Source organism: Pseudomonas boreofloridensis (assembly GCF_030580795.1).
Lineage (GTDB): Bacteria > Pseudomonadota > Gammaproteobacteria > Pseudomonadales > Pseudomonadaceae > Aquipseudomonas > Aquipseudomonas boreofloridensis.
Genome location: NZ_JAUQOQ010000009.1, coordinates 147,282 through 162,902 on the forward strand (window position 1 = coordinate 147,282; position 15,621 = coordinate 162,902).

The window sequence follows — 15,621 nt, forward strand, 5'->3', positions numbered from 1 at the left end:
ACCCATGAACGCCGAAAACCGAATCCACGCACTGCGCGCCGAGCTCGACCAGCACAACTACCGGTATTACGTGCTCGACGAGCCCAGCGTGCCTGACGCCGAATACGACCGGCTGTTCAACGAGCTCAAGGCCCTGGAGGCCGAGCACCCGCACTTGGTCACGCCGGACTCGCCCACCCAACGGGTCGGCGGCGCGGCGTTGGCCGCGTTCAGCCAGGTCCGCCACGAGATCCCCATGCTCAGCCTGGGTAACGCCTTCGAGGAGGCCGACCTGCGCGAGTTCGGTCGGCGTGTGGTCGAGGGCCTCGACCAGCGTGAGGCGGTCGATTACAGCTGCGAACCCAAGCTCGATGGCCTGGCGGTGAGCCTTTTGTACCGCAACGGCCAGTTGGTACAGGGCGCCACCCGTGGCGACGGCACCACCGGCGAGGACATCAGCACCAACGTGCGCACCATCCGCAACGTACCGCTCAAACTGCACGGCAAGGGCTGGCCTGAGGTGCTGGAAGTCCGCGGCGAGGTGTACATGAGCAAGGCCGGTTTCGAGCGCCTGAACGCCGCTCAGGCCGAGGTCGGTGGCAAGACCTTCGCCAATCCGCGCAACGCCGCGGCCGGCAGCCTGCGCCAGCTCGACTCGAAGATCACCGCCAGTCGGCCGCTGGAATTCTGCTGCTATGGCGTGGGACAGACCTCGGCCCGCGTCGCTGACAGCCACATCGCCACGCTCGAACAGCTCAAGGTCTGGGGGCTGCCCATCAGTCCCGAGCTCAAGCATGCCGAAGGCATCGAGCAGTGCCTGGCCTATTACCAGGACATCGGCGCACGACGTAACAGCCTGGCTTACGAGATCGATGGCGTGGTGTTCAAGGTCAACAGCCTGGCTGCCCAGCAGGAGCTGGGCTTTCGCGCCCGCGAACCGCGTTGGGCCATCGCCCACAAGTTCCCCGCCATGGAAGAGCTCACCGAGGTGCTGGACGTCGAGTTCCAGGTCGGTCGTACCGGCGCGGTGACGCCGGTCGCGCGGCTCAAACCAGTCAAGGTCGCAGGCGTTACCGTGTCCAACGCGACCCTGCACAACATGGATGAAATCGCCCGCCTGGGCCTGCGCATCGGCGACACGGTCATCATCCGTCGCGCCGGCGACGTGATCCCCCAGGTCATGCAAGTGGTGCTCGACCGCCGTCCCGACGACGCCCGTGCGGTGGAGGTGCCCAGCGCCTGCCCGGTGTGCGGTTCGCAGGTGGAGCGCACGCAGTTGGTCAAGCGCAGCAAAGGCCGCGAAACCACCAGCGAAGGCGCGGTGTACCGCTGTGTCGGGCGGCTGGCCTGTGGCGCCCAGCTCAAGCAGGCGATCATTCACTACGTGTCGCGCCGCGCGATGGACATCGACGGTCTTGGCGAGAAAAGCGTCGAGCAACTGGTCGATGAGGGCCTGATTCGCTCGCCGGCGGACCTGTACGCGCTCAAGCCCGAGCAAGTCGTCGAGCTCGAAGGCTTCGCCGAAGTGTCCAGCCGCAAGCTGGTCGAGGCCATCGAGGCGAGCAAGCGCCCGACCCTCGCGCGTTTCATCTTCGCGCTGGGCATTCCCGATGTGGGCGAGGAAACCGCCAAGGTGCTGGCCCGTTCGCTGGGCAGTCTGGAGCGGGTGAAGGTGGCGTTGCCGCAGGTGCTGACCTATCTGCCGGACATCGGTCTGGAAGTCGCCCACGAGATTCACAACTTCTTCGAGGACGCGCACAACCGTGACGTCATCGAGCAGTTGCTCGCCAGCGGCATGCAGTTGCAGGACCAGGGCGAGCTGGCGGCCGAGTTCGCCGCCAGTACCACGCTGGCCGGCATGATCGCCAAGCTCGACATCCCCTCGGTCGGCCCGACCGGCGCCGAGAAGCTGGTGGACAAGCTCGGCACCCTCGACAAGATCATCGCCGCCGACGGTATCGACCTGCGCCAGGCGCTCACTACCAAGCAGGCCGACGCCGTGCGTGAGTTCTTCAAGGTCGAGGCCAACCAGCAGCTCGCCCGCGCCATCGAGGCACAGCTCAAGGACTTCGGCATGCACTGGCACAGCGAGAAGAAGACCGCCGACGGCCTGCCCCTGGCCGGCCAGACCTGGGTACTCACCGGCACGCTGGAGCGCATGAGCCGCGACATCGCCAAGGAGAAGCTGGAAAGCCTCGGCGCCAAGGTGGCCGGGTCGGTGTCCGGCAAGACCCATTGTGTGGTCGCCGGCCCCGGCGCCGGTTCGAAGCTGGCCAAGGCCAGCGAGCTGGGGGTCAAGGTGCTGGACGAGGATGCCTTCGTGGCCTTCCTGGCGGAGCAGGGCATCGCGGTGTGAGGGGGCTGCACGCCCGTGCGGTCCGTACTCGAATCGACAAGTCATTGAGAAATGATGGGTTTTTTCACCCGCAACGGTTGTAACTTCCTCACGTAACGGTACAATGGCGCGGCTCGTCACCTGATGAGCTGCGTTATGGTGGCCCCACCGGTCCCCCCGCATTGATTACCCGTTAACCTGGTCAGGCCCGGAAGGGAGCAGCCACAGCGGGAACATCGAGTGCCGGGGTGTGGCTGGTGGGGCCGCCACCTTTCTATAAGTCCTTAATTCTAGGGGCTTTCTTCGCAAGATCTCTAAGCATGACAGCGTTTAGGTACACCTGTGTGGTGCACTGTGCTGGTGATCTTACATTGATCATTAACCTCTCACCATTAAAGCCGTTTAGGTTGAATCGCCATTGACTGGTTGCTGTGGCTGAGTGGTGGATGCGAAAGCCTATTGTGGTCTTGGCGCTCGGCAATTTTCGAATCCTAACCTCTTCGCCCTATCTAGAAAACCCTTTCAATTAAACGAGTTACTTGGTTTCTTCTGTTTAGGTCGTACTACTCGATTCAGCAGGTTCAGCGGGGCTTTCCTCAAGATAGAGGCGATTGAGCAGTACACCGCACGCACGCAGCGAGTTCTGAAGCTCCACCGTTCCTTCCAGTGCCTCTCGGACCCAGCACGTTGGGTAATCTTTCTCCTGGTGCCTAAAGCCCTCGACCCTGCCGCCCCTGTTTTCATCTATGAAAGAAATCGACGCATTGTGAACGACAAGTTGATGATGCTTGATCATGTTCATGGAGGCGTGTGTGTATCCAAACCACTCTGAGGTGAGAGCGTCCTTCAGGCGATCTTTAAGTTCTCCGACCGGAAGGACTGCTTGCACATCGTGGATATAGAATTTTTTTCTCAGTGGCGCGGTTGGTACCACAAGACCGCGTAGCAACTGCCCGAAGCTGTCTTACGAGTTGCGGGTGATTGCAATACAGGCAATTAGGTTGGCTTCGCTGATTAAGCTCGCTTGCGCCGAATCGTCACGCGCTTCGACAAGCTCGCAAAAAGTTATGCCGCAATGGTCTCGCTGGCCTCATGCGGTGTATGCGACGGTATTTTTCAGGCAGAGCCTAAACCCCTATTGTTCGCTCTCTATGAGCAAGCCAGTGTCGGCTGCGGGGGAGCACCGAGTTTGTGGACTCACCCGGCCGATGAACGCCTGGCCGCCAACCCATTCGCATGTTGGGCGAACCAGGCGTGTATCGCCGACCAGGCCAATCTCGACATGCTGTTTTTTGCCGATGTATTGGGCTTCTACGAGGTGTTTGGCGGCAACGCCGAGGCACAGTGAAATGGGCGGTCGAAGCGCCTGCCAACGACCCACTGATGATCATTCCGGGTCTGGCTGCCATCACCCAGCACCTCGCATTCGGCGCGACTGTTTCCACGACTTACGAACAGCCGTTCAGCCATGCCCGACGGTTCAGTACCCTTGATCACATGACCAATGGGCGAATCGGCTGGAATATCGTCACCTCTTATCTATCGAGTGCAGCGCGCAACTTTGGACTGGAGCAGATGATCAAGCATGGCGATCGGTACGAACTCGCCGAGGAATTCATGGACGTGGTCTATAAGCTCTGGGAGGGCAGTTGGGTGGACGACGCCGTAGTTGCAAACAAAGCCCGCTAGGTATATGCGCAAGGTCATCGTGTGAAACCGATCAATCACATGGGTGAGCGTTATCGTGTGGCTGGCCCCCATCTGACTGCGCCGTCGCCACAGCGCACGCCGTTGCTGATCCAGGCTGGCTGGTCGGGTCGAGGGCGCGAGTTCGCAGCCAAGCAGGCTGAACTGATATTCATCTCGTACATGGTGCGCCCCGATGGCAGCGGCAAGCCATTAACTGCAGGAGATGTCAGGCGGCGCTTTGCCAGCGTCACGCGTGGCACGGACCTGATCCTGGTCGGCACGCCTGCGCAGGTGGCTGACCGCATTCAAGGGCATGCTGAGGTTATTCAGGCCTGTTTCACTGAGCCGTTTTGCGTGCCGATGGCTTCGGTTTTGCAGGTAGAATTTGTGGCTCTGTTCGGGGGCGTTCTCGCTCTCTTCAACCTCAAATGTGTAAGGCTTGCGTATGGATCTGCGTCAACTCGAAGCTTTTGCCGCTGTCATGTCTGCCGGTAGTGTCACCGCTGCTGGGAAAATGCTTGGGCGCTCACAGCCTTCGGTCACTCGGGCCATTCAGGAGTTGGAACTGGAGCTGGGCTTTGCCCTGTTCGAGCGCAGCGGGCCAAAAGTCACCCCGACCCAAAAGGCGTTCATGATGTACGGCGAGGTGGAGAGCGCGCTGCTGGGAATCCGTAATATACGGCAGCACGCACTGCAGATCGCCGCCGAGGAAAATCGCCAGATCAAACTGGTGGCGATCTCGGCGCTGGCCTCGGGGTTGCTTCCGGCGGCACTTGCCCGACTGCCCGAGTCCCTGCGCCCACGGCAGATCCAGTTGCAAAGCATGTCGCCTGAAAACGTGGTGCAGGCAGTTCTGTCCAAAACCATGGACTTGGGTGCGGTAAGCCTGCCGCTGGAGCACCGTGGCTTGGACATCCATTGGATCGGCGAGGCCCCTTGTGTGGCGGTGTTACCGGTTGACTCGCCGTTGGCCAGCCAAGCTCGACTGTCAATGGAATTGCTGGCGGGCCAGACCCTAGTGACCATGGCGAACCCGTACCGTTTTCGTCGGCGTATCGACAAGGCTTTCGCCGATGCCGGTTATGGCACGCCGCACATGCTCGACAGCAATACATCTCTGGTCGCAATGCAGATGGCCAGGGCAGGGCTGGGTATCGCTCTGGTCGATCCGTTCACCGCGCATGGCGTGCCGGTGGAGGGGGTGGTGGTGCGGCCTATTGCCTGCAATATTCCGTTTTTCTTCGGCTTGATCTCGGCTTTTGCCAGTCCTTTATCGGATGTGGCACGCGCGCTGGTCGATGAGGTGGCGCAGACGGCTAGGCGGCTGCTGCCTGAGATGGCCCTGCACGAGGCCAGCGCACATGACGCGCTGCTGCAAAGTATTTACGCTGAATAACTCCTCCTAAATTCAAAAAAGTTATTTAAGTATGCTTTTTTGAGCATTGCGAGAATAAAAAGTGCCTCTTACTATTCTGTTTTCGCATTCAATGGCTTAATGAATTCACATTTTTCGCCTTTTGGGTGCTCAACGACGTGATCTGAATCAGGATCCGGCCCTTTCCCGACCGTCACCCGAGTACGAAGCCCCATGTCCGAAGTGAACGCCCCCGCAGGCCTTGCTGCCCTGGAAACCCGCCTGCGCGAGGATCTGGCCTGGCTAGACCTGCCCGCCAGCCCCTGGGTCAAGCCCCGTGTCAGCGACGGTGAAGCGGTGCTGGAGGTGGCGATCATCGGCGGCGGCATGGCCGGCCTGGCGCTGGCCGCAGAGTTGCGCCACCAGGGCGTGGCGGCGGTTATCCTCGACCAGGCGCCGGCAGGTTTCGAAGGGCCGTGGGCCACCACCGCGCGGATGCAGACGCTGCGCTCGCCCAAGCAACTGACCGGCCCCGCGCTGGGCCTGCCGGCGCTGACCTTCCGCGCCTGGTACCAGGCGCAGTTCGGCGCCGAGGGCTGGGCGGCTCTGGACAAGATCCCGCGCCTGCAATGGGCAGAATACCTGCGCTGGTACCGCAAGGTGCTGGGGCTCGAGGTGCGCAACCAGCACCGCGTCAGCCGCGTCACGCCGCGCGCCGACGGGCTGGTGGCACTTGAGGTGCAAAGCAACGGCCGCACCCAGCATCTGCGCGCCCGGCACGTGGTGCTGGCCACCGGACGCGACGGCCTGGGCGGGCCCTGGGTGCCGGAATTCGCCCGCGGCCTGGCGCCCGAGTTGTGGGCGCATTCGGCCGATGGCCTGCAGGATGCCTGGTTCGAAGGCAAGCGCGTGGTGGTGATCGGCGGCGGCGCCTCGGCCATGGACAGCGCGGCCACCGCCCTGGAGGCCGGTGCGCTGCAGGTCGACTTGCTGATTCGTCGGGCGGACCTGCCGCGCATCAACAAGGGCAAGGGCGCCGGCAACCCCGGCATGACCCATGGCTACTGGCGCCTGCCGGACGCCTGGAAATGGCGTATCCGCAACTACCTCAACACCCAGCAGGTGCCGCCGCCACGGGGCAGCACACTGCGCGTTTCGGCCTCGCCCAATGCACGTTTTCTGCTGCAAAGCCCGGTGCTGTCGGTAGCCGTCAACCCCGCCGGCGGCCTGTGGGTGAATACCCCGCAGGCCCGCCTTGACGCCGATTTTCTGGTGTTCGCCACAGGTTTTCGCACCGACTTCAGCCTGCGCCCGGAGTTCGCCGCGTTCGCCCCGCAAATTCGCGTATGGGGTGACCGCTACCAGGCGCCGGCCGGCGAAGAGGACGCCGAGCTTGCCGAGCTGCCCGACCTTGGCAGCAGCTTCGAATTCCAGGAGAAAACCCTGGGCGCCTGCCCGGGCATTGGCCAGATCCATTGCTTCAGCTACCCGGCAGCACTGAGCTACGGCGCGGTGTCCGGGGACATCCCGGCCATCAGCGAGGGCGCCAAGCGGCTTGCCCATGCCCTGATCGGGCGGCTGTTCAACGACGACATCGAGCAGCATTTCGAGGCCATGCGCAACTACGCCGAGCCCGAGCTGCTGGGTGATGAGTGGGTCGCCGGCGAGCCCTCCGCCGCCGAGCGGCAAGCATGATCGGCTGGGCCCTGCGCCGGCTGAGCCAGTCGCTGCTGGTGATCCTGCTGATGACCCTGGTGGTGTTCGTCGGCTTGAACGCCATCGGCAACCCCATGGACATCCTGGTGGGCGAGGACCTCAACCAGGCCGAGCGCCTGCAGGCCATCGCCCACCTAGGCCTGGACAAACCCCTGTGGGAGCAGTACCTGATCTTTCTCAAAGGTGCGCTGCACGGCAATCTGGGGCAAAGCTTCGTTTACCATGAAGACGCCATGCGCCTGATCCTGCAGCGCCTGCCGGCCACCTTCGAGCTGGCATTCAGCGCATTGCTGCTGGCGGTGTTGATCGGCGTGCCGCTGGGCATGTTCGCCGGCTGCTACCCCGAGCACTGGCTGTCGCGGCTGATGATGGCCGGCAGCATCGTCGGCTTCTCGCTGCCGGCGTTCTGGGTGGCGCTGATGATGATCATGCTGTTCTCCATCACCCTGGGCTGGCTCCCGGCCAGCGGCCGCGGCGCCACCGCCGAGCTGCTCGGCGTGCAGTGGTCGTGGCTGACCTCGGACGGCCTGCAGCACCTGTTGCTGCCGGCCTTCAACCTGGCGCTGTTCAAGATCTCGCTGGTGCTGCGCCTGACCCGCGCCGGGGTGCGCGAGGTGCTGCCCCAAGAGTTCGTCAGGTTCGCCCGGGCCAAGGGCCTGTCGCCGCTGCGGGTGATGTGCATGCACGTGATGCGCAACACCCTGATCCCGGTGGTGACGGTGCTGGCCATGGAGCTGGGCTCGACCATCGCCTACGCGGTGGTGACCGAAAGCATCTTTTCCTGGCCCGGCGCCGGCAAGTTGATCCTGGACAGCATCAATACCCTGGATCGCCCGGTGGTGGTGGCCTACCTGATGGTGGTGGTAGTGATTTTCGTGGTGCTCAACCTGATCGTGGACGGGCTGTACTACCTGCTCGACCCGCGCGTACGTGTGGAGGCGGGATGATGACGGCCGTGCTCGATACCGTGCAGGCGCGCTCGCCGTGGCGGCGGGTGGTGCAAGACTTCGTCGGTGCGCCAGCCGCCATGGTTGGCCTGGTGGTGTTGCTGGCCATCGTGCTGCTGGCGTTGCTGGCACCGTGGATCGTGGTGCAGAACCCCTACGACCTGATGCAGCTGAACGTGCTCGATGCGCGACTGGCGCCGGGCAGCGCCAACCTCGACAGCGGCTACCACTACTGGCTGGGCACCGACGGCCAGGGCCGCGACTTGGTCTCGGCGATTCTCTACGGGCTGCGCATCAGCCTGTGGGTGGGCATCGGCTCGGCGTTGATTGCCGCCGTGCTCGGCACCCTGGTGGGCCTGGTGTCGGCCTATGCCGGTGGCTGGGTGGACGCCTTGCTGATGCGCCTGGTCGACTTGCTGCTGTCGTTCCCGGCGATTCTCATGGCGTTGATGATCCTTGCCTGGCTGGGCAAGGGCGTGGGCAACGTGATGCTCACCCTGGTACTGCTGGAGTGGGCCTACTACGCCCGCACCGCACGCGGCCAGGCCTTGAGCGAAAGCCGTCGCGAGTACGTCGATGCCGCGCGCGGGCAGGGCATTAGTCCGTGGCGCATCGTCATCGGCCATGTGCTGCCCAACTGCCTGCCGCCTTTGATCGTCATCGGCGCATTGCAGATCGCCCGTGCCATCACCTTGGAAGCCACCTTGTCGTTCCTCGGACTTGGCGTGCCTGTGACCGAACCTTCGTTGGGGCTGCTGATTGCCAACGGCTTCCAGTACATGCTCAGCAACGAATACTGGATCAGCCTATTCCCGGGCCTGGCGCTGCTGATCACCATCGTCGCCATCAACCTGGTGGGCGACCGCCTGCGTGATGTGCTCAACCCGAGGTTACAGCGATGAGCCTGCCTGAAACGTCGCTGCCGGCGACCCTTGAACCGATCCTCGAGGTGCGCGACCTGCACACCGTGTTCGACACCCGCGCAGGTTCGCTGCCGGCAGTGCGCGGGGTGTCGCTGCAGGTGCAGCCCGGGCGCATTCTCGGGCTGGTGGGCGAGTCCGGTTCGGGCAAGTCGGTCACGGGCTTCTCGATCCTTGGCCTGCTCGACGCACCAGGGCGCATCAGCGCAGGCCAGGTGTTGTTCAAGGGCCGCGACCTGGTGGGCCTGGCGCCCGCGCAACTGCGCGCGCTGCAGGGCAACCGCATCGCGATGATCTTCCAGGACCCGATGATGACCCTCAACCCGGTGCTGCGGGTCGACACCCAGATGATCGAAGCGGTGCGCGCCCACCAGCCGGTGAGCAAGTGCGAAGCCCGCGCGCTCGCCAGCCAGACCCTGGCGCTGATGGGCATCCCGAGCCCCGAAGAGCGCCTGCGTGCCTACCCGCACCAGCTCTCCGGCGGCATGCGCCAGCGCGTGGCGATTGCCATCGCGCTGCTGCACGGCCCCGACCTGATCATCGCCGACGAGCCCACTACCGCGCTGGATGTGACCATCCAGGCGCAGATCCTCAGCGAGGTACAGAAGCTGGTGCGCGAGCAAGGCACCGCGTTGATCTGGGTGACCCACGACCTATCGGTGGTGGCGGGCCTGGCCGACGATGTGGCGGTGATGTATGCCGGGCAGATCGTCGAGCAGGGCGCGGTGGCCGATGTGCTGGACCGCCCGCAACACCCCTACACCCAAGGCCTGATCGACAGCCTGCCGAGCCGCAACCGGCGCGGCCAGCGCTTGCGCCAGATCCCCGGCATGGCCCCGGATCTACAGTCGATGCCTGGCGGTTGCGCCTTCGCCCCACGCTGCACACGGGCCAGCGCGCAGTGCGCGCAAATGCCGGTGCTGCGCCAGGGCGCAGGCGGGCAGTGGGTGCGTTGTTTTTACCCAGGAGCTGCCGATGCGCAATGAACACCCACCGCTGATCCAGCTTGAGCAGGCCAGCAAGACCTTCGGCAAGGCACCCGCCGAGCACGGCGCCCGGCGCCTGCTGCAACGCCTGCACCTGGCACGCGCCAAACCTGTGACCCACGCCGTGGACCGCGTCGACCTGCGCATCGCGCGCGGCGAAGTGGTGGGCCTAGTGGGCGAGTCGGGCTGTGGCAAGTCGACCCTCGGGCGCATGGTCGCCGGCTTGTTGCCGCTGTCTTCGGGCAGGGCGGCGATGAATGGCCAGCCCCTGGACACACTCAGCGTGGCCCAGCGCCTGAAAGTGCAGATGGTGTTCCAGGACCCGTCCTCCAGCCTCAACCCGCGCCTGCGCGTGGACCGCATCATCGGCGAGGGCGCTTTGCTGCATGGGCTCACCGACCGGCGCGGTTTCGACGACTACGTCAGCGCCCAGTTGCAGCGCGCCGGGCTCAGCCCGCAGTTGCGCCAGCGCTACCCGCACGCCTTCAGCGGCGGCCAGCGCCAGCGCATCGGCATTGCCCGGGCGCTGGCGGTGCAGCCGGACCTGCTGGTGTGCGACGAGTCGGTGGCGGCGTTGGACGTGTCAATCCAGGCGCAGATCCTCAACTTGTTCATGGACCTGCGCGACGAACTGGGCCTGACCTACCTGTTCATCAGCCACGACCTCGGCGTGGTCGAGCACCTGTGCGACCGTGTGGTGGTGATGTATCTGGGCCGGGTGGTGGAAAGTGCCACCACCGAGGAGCTGTACGCACGGCCCAACCACCCCTACACCCAGGCCCTGCTGGCGCAGGTGCCACGCTTCGATATGCGCAATACCCGATATGACGCGATCCAAGGGGAAATCCCCAGCCCGCTGAACCCGCCCGCCGGGTGTCATTTCCACCCCCGCTGCCCGCACGCCACGGCGCGCTGCCGCGAGGACGTTCCAGTGCTCAGGGAGGTTTCGCCGAACCACCTGAGCGCGTGTCACCTCAACGCCCCGGCGTGAGCGGGCGCACCGCGCGCCCGCCATGCCTTTGCCAACGCCTACAAGGGAAACCCCATGCAACCACGTGTTCGCTCGCTGCTCGCCTCGGCGCTGATTCTGGCGGCCGGTAGTGTCTCGGCGCAGGACCTGCGCATCGGCTATGCCGACCCTGTTTCATCCCTCGACCCACAACTGAACAACTACGCCGGTGACCGCTCGGTGGCGCTTCACGCCTTCGAGTCGCTGGTCAACCGCCACGACGACAAGACCCTGCCGGGTCTGGCCAAAAGCTGGAAAGTCGTCGACCCCACCACCTGGGAGTTCACCCTGCGTGATGACGTCAAGTGGCAGGACGGCACGCCGCTGACCGCCGACGACTTCGTGTTCTCGTTCGAGCGTGCGCGCAACGTGCCAGGCAGCGTGGCGTCCTACGCCGGCGCCACGCGCACCGTGGCCGCGGTGCAGGCCAAGGGTGAGCACACGGTGATCATCAAGACCCGCATTCCGAATGCCAACCTGCTGCCGGACGTCGACTCGATCTACATCGTCAGCCGCCATGCCGGTGCCAACGCCAGCAGCGCCGACTACAACAGCGGCAAGGCAACCATCGGCACCGGGCCTTACCGCTTCGTCTCGTACGTGCCGGGCGACCGCACAATCTTCGAACGCAACGCCAGCTACTGGGGCGCCAAACCCACCTGGGACAAGGTCGATTTTCGCTTCATCGCCAACGCCGCCAACCGCACCGCGGCCTTGCTGGCGGGCGACGTCGATGTGATCGACAAGGTTTCGCCCACCGATGTCGAGCGGCTGCGCAAGACGCCGGGCTTCAATGTGTTCGCCTACCAGGGACTGCGCGCGCTGATCATCCAGCCAAGCTTCCGCGAGGGGCCCAACGAATTCATCCGCGACAACAGCGGCAAGTCGTTGGCGCAGAACCCGCTGCGCGATGTACGGGTGCGCCAGGCGCTATCGCTGGCGATCAACCGCCAGGCCATCGACCAGCGCATCATGCAAGGCACGGTCACCGAGGCCAACCAATGGATGCCGGCCAATACCTTCGGCTACAACCCCGAGGTCAAGAACATCCCTTACGATCCGCAGCAAGCAAAGGCGCTGCTGGCCCAGGCTGGTTTCCCCGAAGGTTTCCAGCTCACCGTGCACGTGCCGGGCGACCGCTACCCGCAAGCGCCAGAAGCGATGCAGGCGGTGGCGCAGTTCTGGTCGCGGGTTGGTGTGAAGGTGCAGCTTGAAGTGCTGCCATGGGCGGTATATGCCGGCAAGGCCAACAAGAACGAACTGGCCGTGAGCGTGATCGCCTGGGGCAACGGTACCGGCGAGGCGGCCTATGCGCTAACCAACATCCTCACCACCGTGGACAGCGCCAAAGGGCAGGGCGCCTCCAACTGGGGCCGCTATAGCAACCCGCTGGTGGACAAGGCGCTGCTCGACTCCACCGCGGAGTTCGACGACACGCGCAGGCGCCAGATCCTCGAAGGCGCGGTAAAGGTAGTTAGCGACGACGTGGGCATCATCCCGTTGTTCCACTACCAGAACATCTGGGCTGCGCGCAAAGGCCTGAAGGTCGAACCGCTGGTCAGCGACCGCACTGCCGCGATCATGGTCACCGAACAACCTTGAACCCCAGGCGTTGCCCGAATCGCGCAGCCGCGGGCAACGCTGCCAACCCAGCAGGAACCCTGCCATGACTTCGAACGTCCCAACCCCCGTCGCCGTCGACATGCTCGACAGCCTCCTGCAACTGCAGCCCGGCACTGCCGAGCATGCTCTGCGTCATGCCCGTGACAAGGTCGTCTCGGCGACCCAGGCCAGCCACGCACTGTTTTTTGCCGCCGAGGGCCATAAGCTGTCGCTTTACGAGCGTTTGTGGGTGGCGTACTACGCCGCCTACCTCACGCCGCAGGCCGCACTGGCCGCTCACTATCTTGAGCATCTGCAAGCCGAGGGCCTGGACAGCGCAGTGCTGGCCAGCCTCCACTCAGGCAACCTTGATGCGCTCGAGAATGTGCGCTTGGGCGCCATCCTTACTTTCACCCGCACCCTAATCCAGTCGCCCAGGCATGGCGACCAGACCGCACTGCGGGCTTTGCAGCAGGCAGGATTGGGTACCGAGGAAGTTGTAGTGCTGGCACAGCTGATCGCTTATTTGTCCTACCAGGTGCGCCTTGCGGCCGGCCTGGGGGCATTGTTCGCCACAGGAGACGCAGCATGAGCGAGACGATACGCAGCAATGGCTTTACCAACGAGGTACTAAGCTGGAAGGCTTGGCTGCCAACTGTCGAGCTGGCCAGCGCCACGCCGGAACAAGTGACTGTGCTGGAAGAGAGCCACCCACAGGCAAAAACCTCGGACTACTACCTGACCCTGGCCCACCATCCGGCCATACTGCGTCAGCGCTCGCTAGCGTTCAACGCCATCATGTATGCGCCGGGCGGCTTGCCGCGGGCTGAGCGCGAGTTGGCAAGCACCGTGGTGTCGCGGCTGAACGAATGTATCTATTGTGCATCGGTGCATGCCCAGCGTTTTGAGCAACTCGCTAAGCGAAACGATGTCGTTGCACAGATTTTCGCTGACCCGGCTACCGCTGGAGTGAGTGAACGTGAGCAGGCTATTGTCCAGTTCTCAATCGTGCTGACGCTCGAGCCTGCTTCGCTAAACGCGAGCCATATCGAGTCGCTTCGAGCTCAGGGGCTGGATGACGGGCAGGTGCTGGATCTCATTCATTCGATTTCTATTTTCGCGTGGGCCAACCGACTGATGCTGAATTTAGGTGAGCCGGTTTTTCCGGGGGCTCAAGAAAGCCGGGAAAATAGCTGCCCTGACGCAGTTAAGGGATTTTGAGATCGACATCGCCAGCGCGGGTTTGCCAGAGGCGATCACGGTAGCCGTTGCGGCTATTTATCCAGTCAGCGCTTTTAACGTCGAAGCCGGCGCCGCACAGACTTTCGACATCGAATTCCATCATGCGCTGGGCAACGAACTGGATCATTTGCTTGAGCAGATCAGCGTCTGACCCTTCCTCAGCCAACTCGGTCAGTGCGATAGTGGGCTTGGTCATCGTGGTTTCCCTGGTGAGTGTTAGGTCTTCGCAAACTCAACGTTAGCCAAGAACCACGATGACCACTCTCTTTCGCCCACAGGGCGCCTTCGGCTGGTTCAGTTACACCACTTCTCGGGACACGATCGTGAGTGAACACCAGAGTGGACCAATTGAGTGGAACAATTCTGGTCACGCCCCAAGCTTTGAGCGACCGTGCTGCGTGTCTAGGCAGCTCAGTGACGAATCACTCCATCTGCCTGAAATCGTTGATCCATAATCGTTGCATTGATAAACGGATTCGCGAGCATGTTCGCTGCGATCTGGTCAGGCCCGGAAGGGAGCAGCCACAGCGGGAACATCGAGTGCCGGGGTGTGGCTGGTGGGGCCGCCACCTTTCTGTAGCAGCAAAATCCCTCACCACCTCCTCAGCGCCCCGCACCCCCATGCCATCCGCCGCATGCGATTTCGTGCACCCCCTCCCAACTCCAACTGCCGCAACTGGACAACTCAAAACGCCCTTGCTAGTTTCCCGAGCCATATGTTTCAACGTGTAAATTCGGCGCGAAACTGACATTGAAGTGCTATCACTTCACCCACTCGGCAAGGACGCAATCCCATGAAAAGCTTGCAAGGCCTCCCCAGTCTCATCAGCGCGTCGGTGGGTACGCCCGGCAAGGCGCGCAACTTGCCAGCCGATGTCCAGTGCATTCAATACCTCTTCAACCTGATCGGCACGCAGCTGGGTTTTCCGCTGCCGGAAAATGGCCGCTGCGATAACCAGTTGGTGCAGCGCATCAGCCAATACCAGTTCCGCCAACTCAAGTACGCGCACCCCGATGGGGTGGTGGACCCCCGGGGGCGTACCTTCAACAGCCTCATCGAACAGGCCGTGCGGGTGCCGGTCAAGCTCAGCCCGGCGCTGCGCCTGCCCACCTTCGTCAATGCCTTCGCCAACAACGGCAATGCCCAGGTGCAGGGCACGGTCAATCATTACCTGGACCGGGTACGGGCGATGATCGAGGCCGAGCGGCGCAATCGGGAGATGGTGCTGCAGGTCACCTGCGACGGTAATACCAGCCTCAGCGACACCGACTTCCAGAACGCCGCCAAGCAATTGGGTAACGGGATTTCGGCCAACCTGATCAAGGCCTTCGCCACCGTGGAATCCGGTGGTCGATCAGGCTTCGGTCCGGCCCGGTTGCCGGTGATCGCGTTCGAAGGCCATATCTTTCAACGGCTGACCAAGCACAAGTACGACCAGACCCACCCGCTGCTGTCGTACAAGTATGTGAGAAAGGCCGGACCGCAGTGGCAGACCAACAACAAGGACCAGACCAAGGCCTGGGAAACCATGGCCACAGCCTTCGGGCTGGATCAGGATGCCGCCTTGCAGTCGGCCTCCTGGGGCATGTTCCAGATGATGGGGTTCAACTTCGCCGATTGCGGTCATGCCAATGTGTTCGAATTCGTCGCGGCCATGAAGCTCAACGCCGGCAAGCAACTCGATGGCTTCCTCGGCTTCTGTGCAAAACGCCCAGCCTTCATCAAGGCCGCCAAGAACAAGGATTATGTCGGCATGGCCACCAGTTACAACGGCTCGGATTATGGCGACTACGACGTGCGTATCAAGAAAGCCTACGAAGCACTCGAAGGGAAGAAATGAC

At 63.2% G+C, this 15,621-nt stretch carries 11 protein-coding genes, 1 other RNA gene and 2 pseudogenes; 13 read left to right on the forward strand and 1 reads right to left on the reverse strand.

Going from position 1 to position 15,621, the window contains the following annotated elements:
- The first annotated feature begins 4 nt into the window (after positions 1–4).
- The 12 genes and pseudogenes from ligA to Q6A47_RS13345 all read left to right on the forward strand — a co-directional run bounded on the left by ligA (position 5) and on the right by Q6A47_RS13345 (position 13,758).
- Complete coding sequence (gene ligA, locus Q6A47_RS13290; RefSeq protein WP_304484518.1) at positions 5–2,335, forward strand: NAD-dependent DNA ligase LigA; 2,331 nt, start codon at positions 5–7, stop codon at positions 2,333–2,335.
- 145 nt (positions 2,336–2,480) lie between these two features.
- An RNA gene (gene ffs, locus Q6A47_RS13295) (signal recognition particle sRNA small type) lies at positions 2,481–2,577 on the forward strand.
- Between the two features lie 812 nt (positions 2,578–3,389).
- A pseudogene (locus Q6A47_RS13300) lies at positions 3,390–4,327 on the forward strand (NtaA/DmoA family FMN-dependent monooxygenase); the annotation flags it as partial.
- A 121-nt stretch (positions 4,328–4,448) separates the two neighbouring features.
- Positions 4,449–5,399 carry a LysR family transcriptional regulator gene (locus tag Q6A47_RS13305; RefSeq protein ID WP_039576423.1) on the forward strand — a complete coding sequence of 317 codons (951 nt, stop codon included), beginning with the start codon at positions 4,449–4,451 and terminating at the stop codon, positions 5,397–5,399.
- 192 nt (positions 5,400–5,591) lie between these two features.
- Positions 5,592–7,052 (forward strand): NAD(P)-binding domain-containing protein, encoded by a 1,461-nt coding sequence (locus Q6A47_RS13310; RefSeq protein WP_304484519.1) that lies wholly within the window; start codon positions 5,592–5,594, stop codon positions 7,050–7,052.
- Positions 7,049–8,020, forward strand: coding sequence for an ABC transporter permease (locus Q6A47_RS13315; protein ID WP_304484520.1), 972 nt, complete (start codon positions 7,049–7,051; stop codon positions 8,018–8,020). Before Q6A47_RS13310 ends, Q6A47_RS13315 begins: the two co-directional genes overlap by 4 nt.
- Positions 8,020–8,922 carry an ABC transporter permease gene (locus Q6A47_RS13320; RefSeq protein WP_039576428.1) on the forward strand — a complete coding sequence of 301 codons (903 nt, stop codon included), beginning with the start codon at positions 8,020–8,022 and terminating at the stop codon, positions 8,920–8,922. Before Q6A47_RS13315 ends, Q6A47_RS13320 begins: the two co-directional genes overlap by 1 nt.
- Entirely contained in the window at positions 8,919–9,926 is a 1,008-nt protein-coding gene (locus Q6A47_RS13325) for an ABC transporter ATP-binding protein (protein WP_039576430.1), read from the forward strand. Before Q6A47_RS13320 ends, Q6A47_RS13325 begins: the two co-directional genes overlap by 4 nt.
- Complete coding sequence (locus Q6A47_RS13330; RefSeq protein WP_039576432.1) at positions 9,916–10,917, forward strand: ABC transporter ATP-binding protein; 1,002 nt, start codon at positions 9,916–9,918, stop codon at positions 10,915–10,917. Before Q6A47_RS13325 ends, Q6A47_RS13330 begins: the two co-directional genes overlap by 11 nt.
- Before the next feature lie 54 nt (positions 10,918–10,971).
- A complete protein-coding gene (locus Q6A47_RS13335; protein ID WP_039576434.1) occupies positions 10,972–12,537 on the forward strand; it encodes an ABC transporter substrate-binding protein in 1,566 nt (521 codons plus the stop codon).
- Positions 12,538–12,601: 64 nt separating this feature from the next.
- The gene (locus Q6A47_RS13340; protein ID WP_039576436.1) at positions 12,602–13,129 is read left to right on the forward strand and encodes a CMD domain-containing protein; all 528 of its coding nucleotides are present in this window, start codon (positions 12,602–12,604) and stop codon (positions 13,127–13,129) included.
- On the forward strand, positions 13,126–13,758 hold the full coding sequence (locus Q6A47_RS13345; RefSeq protein WP_039576438.1) for a peroxidase-related enzyme: 633 nt from the start codon (positions 13,126–13,128) through the stop codon (positions 13,756–13,758). Before Q6A47_RS13340 ends, Q6A47_RS13345 begins: the two co-directional genes overlap by 4 nt.
- Here Q6A47_RS13345 and Q6A47_RS13350 read toward each other — a convergent pair.
- A pseudogene (locus tag Q6A47_RS13350) lies at positions 13,748–13,975 on the reverse strand (transposase); the annotation flags it as partial. The gene Q6A47_RS13345 and the pseudogene Q6A47_RS13350 sit on opposite strands and share 11 nt — an antisense overlap.
- Positions 13,976–14,573: 598 nt before the next feature.
- On the opposite strand from Q6A47_RS13350, the gene Q6A47_RS13355 reads away from it, so the two are divergent.
- Positions 14,574–15,620, forward strand: a complete 1,047-nt coding sequence (locus Q6A47_RS13355; RefSeq protein WP_304484521.1) for an N-acetylmuramidase family protein — start codon at positions 14,574–14,576, stop codon at positions 15,618–15,620.
- Position 15,621: the final 1 nt, after the last annotated feature.

Excerpts from the sequence above, each read along its gene's own strand:
- Q6A47_RS13325 (WP_039576430.1), top strand. The coding sequence starts at position 8,919 with ATGAGCCTGCCTGAAACGTCGCTGCCGGCGACCCTTGAACCGATCCTC.
- Q6A47_RS13330 (WP_039576432.1), top strand. The coding sequence starts at position 9,916 with ATGCGCAATGAACACCCACCGCTGATCCAGCTTGAGCAGGCCAGCAAG.
- Q6A47_RS13320 (WP_039576428.1), top strand. The coding sequence starts at position 8,020 with ATGACGGCCGTGCTCGATACCGTGCAGGCGCGCTCGCCGTGGCGGCGG.
- Q6A47_RS13305 (WP_039576423.1), top strand. The coding sequence starts at position 4,449 with ATGGATCTGCGTCAACTCGAAGCTTTTGCCGCTGTCATGTCTGCCGGT.
- ligA (WP_304484518.1), top strand. The coding sequence starts at position 5 with ATGAACGCCGAAAACCGAATCCACGCACTGCGCGCCGAGCTCGACCAG.
- Q6A47_RS13310 (WP_304484519.1), top strand. The coding sequence starts at position 5,592 with ATGTCCGAAGTGAACGCCCCCGCAGGCCTTGCTGCCCTGGAAACCCGC.
- Q6A47_RS13335 (WP_039576434.1), top strand. The coding sequence starts at position 10,972 with ATGCAACCACGTGTTCGCTCGCTGCTCGCCTCGGCGCTGATTCTGGCG.
- Q6A47_RS13345 (WP_039576438.1), top strand. The coding sequence starts at position 13,126 with ATGAGCGAGACGATACGCAGCAATGGCTTTACCAACGAGGTACTAAGC.
- Q6A47_RS13340 (WP_039576436.1), top strand. The coding sequence starts at position 12,602 with ATGACTTCGAACGTCCCAACCCCCGTCGCCGTCGACATGCTCGACAGC.
- Q6A47_RS13315 (WP_304484520.1), top strand. The coding sequence starts at position 7,049 with ATGATCGGCTGGGCCCTGCGCCGGCTGAGCCAGTCGCTGCTGGTGATC.
- Q6A47_RS13355 (WP_304484521.1), top strand. The coding sequence starts at position 14,574 with ATGAAAAGCTTGCAAGGCCTCCCCAGTCTCATCAGCGCGTCGGTGGGT.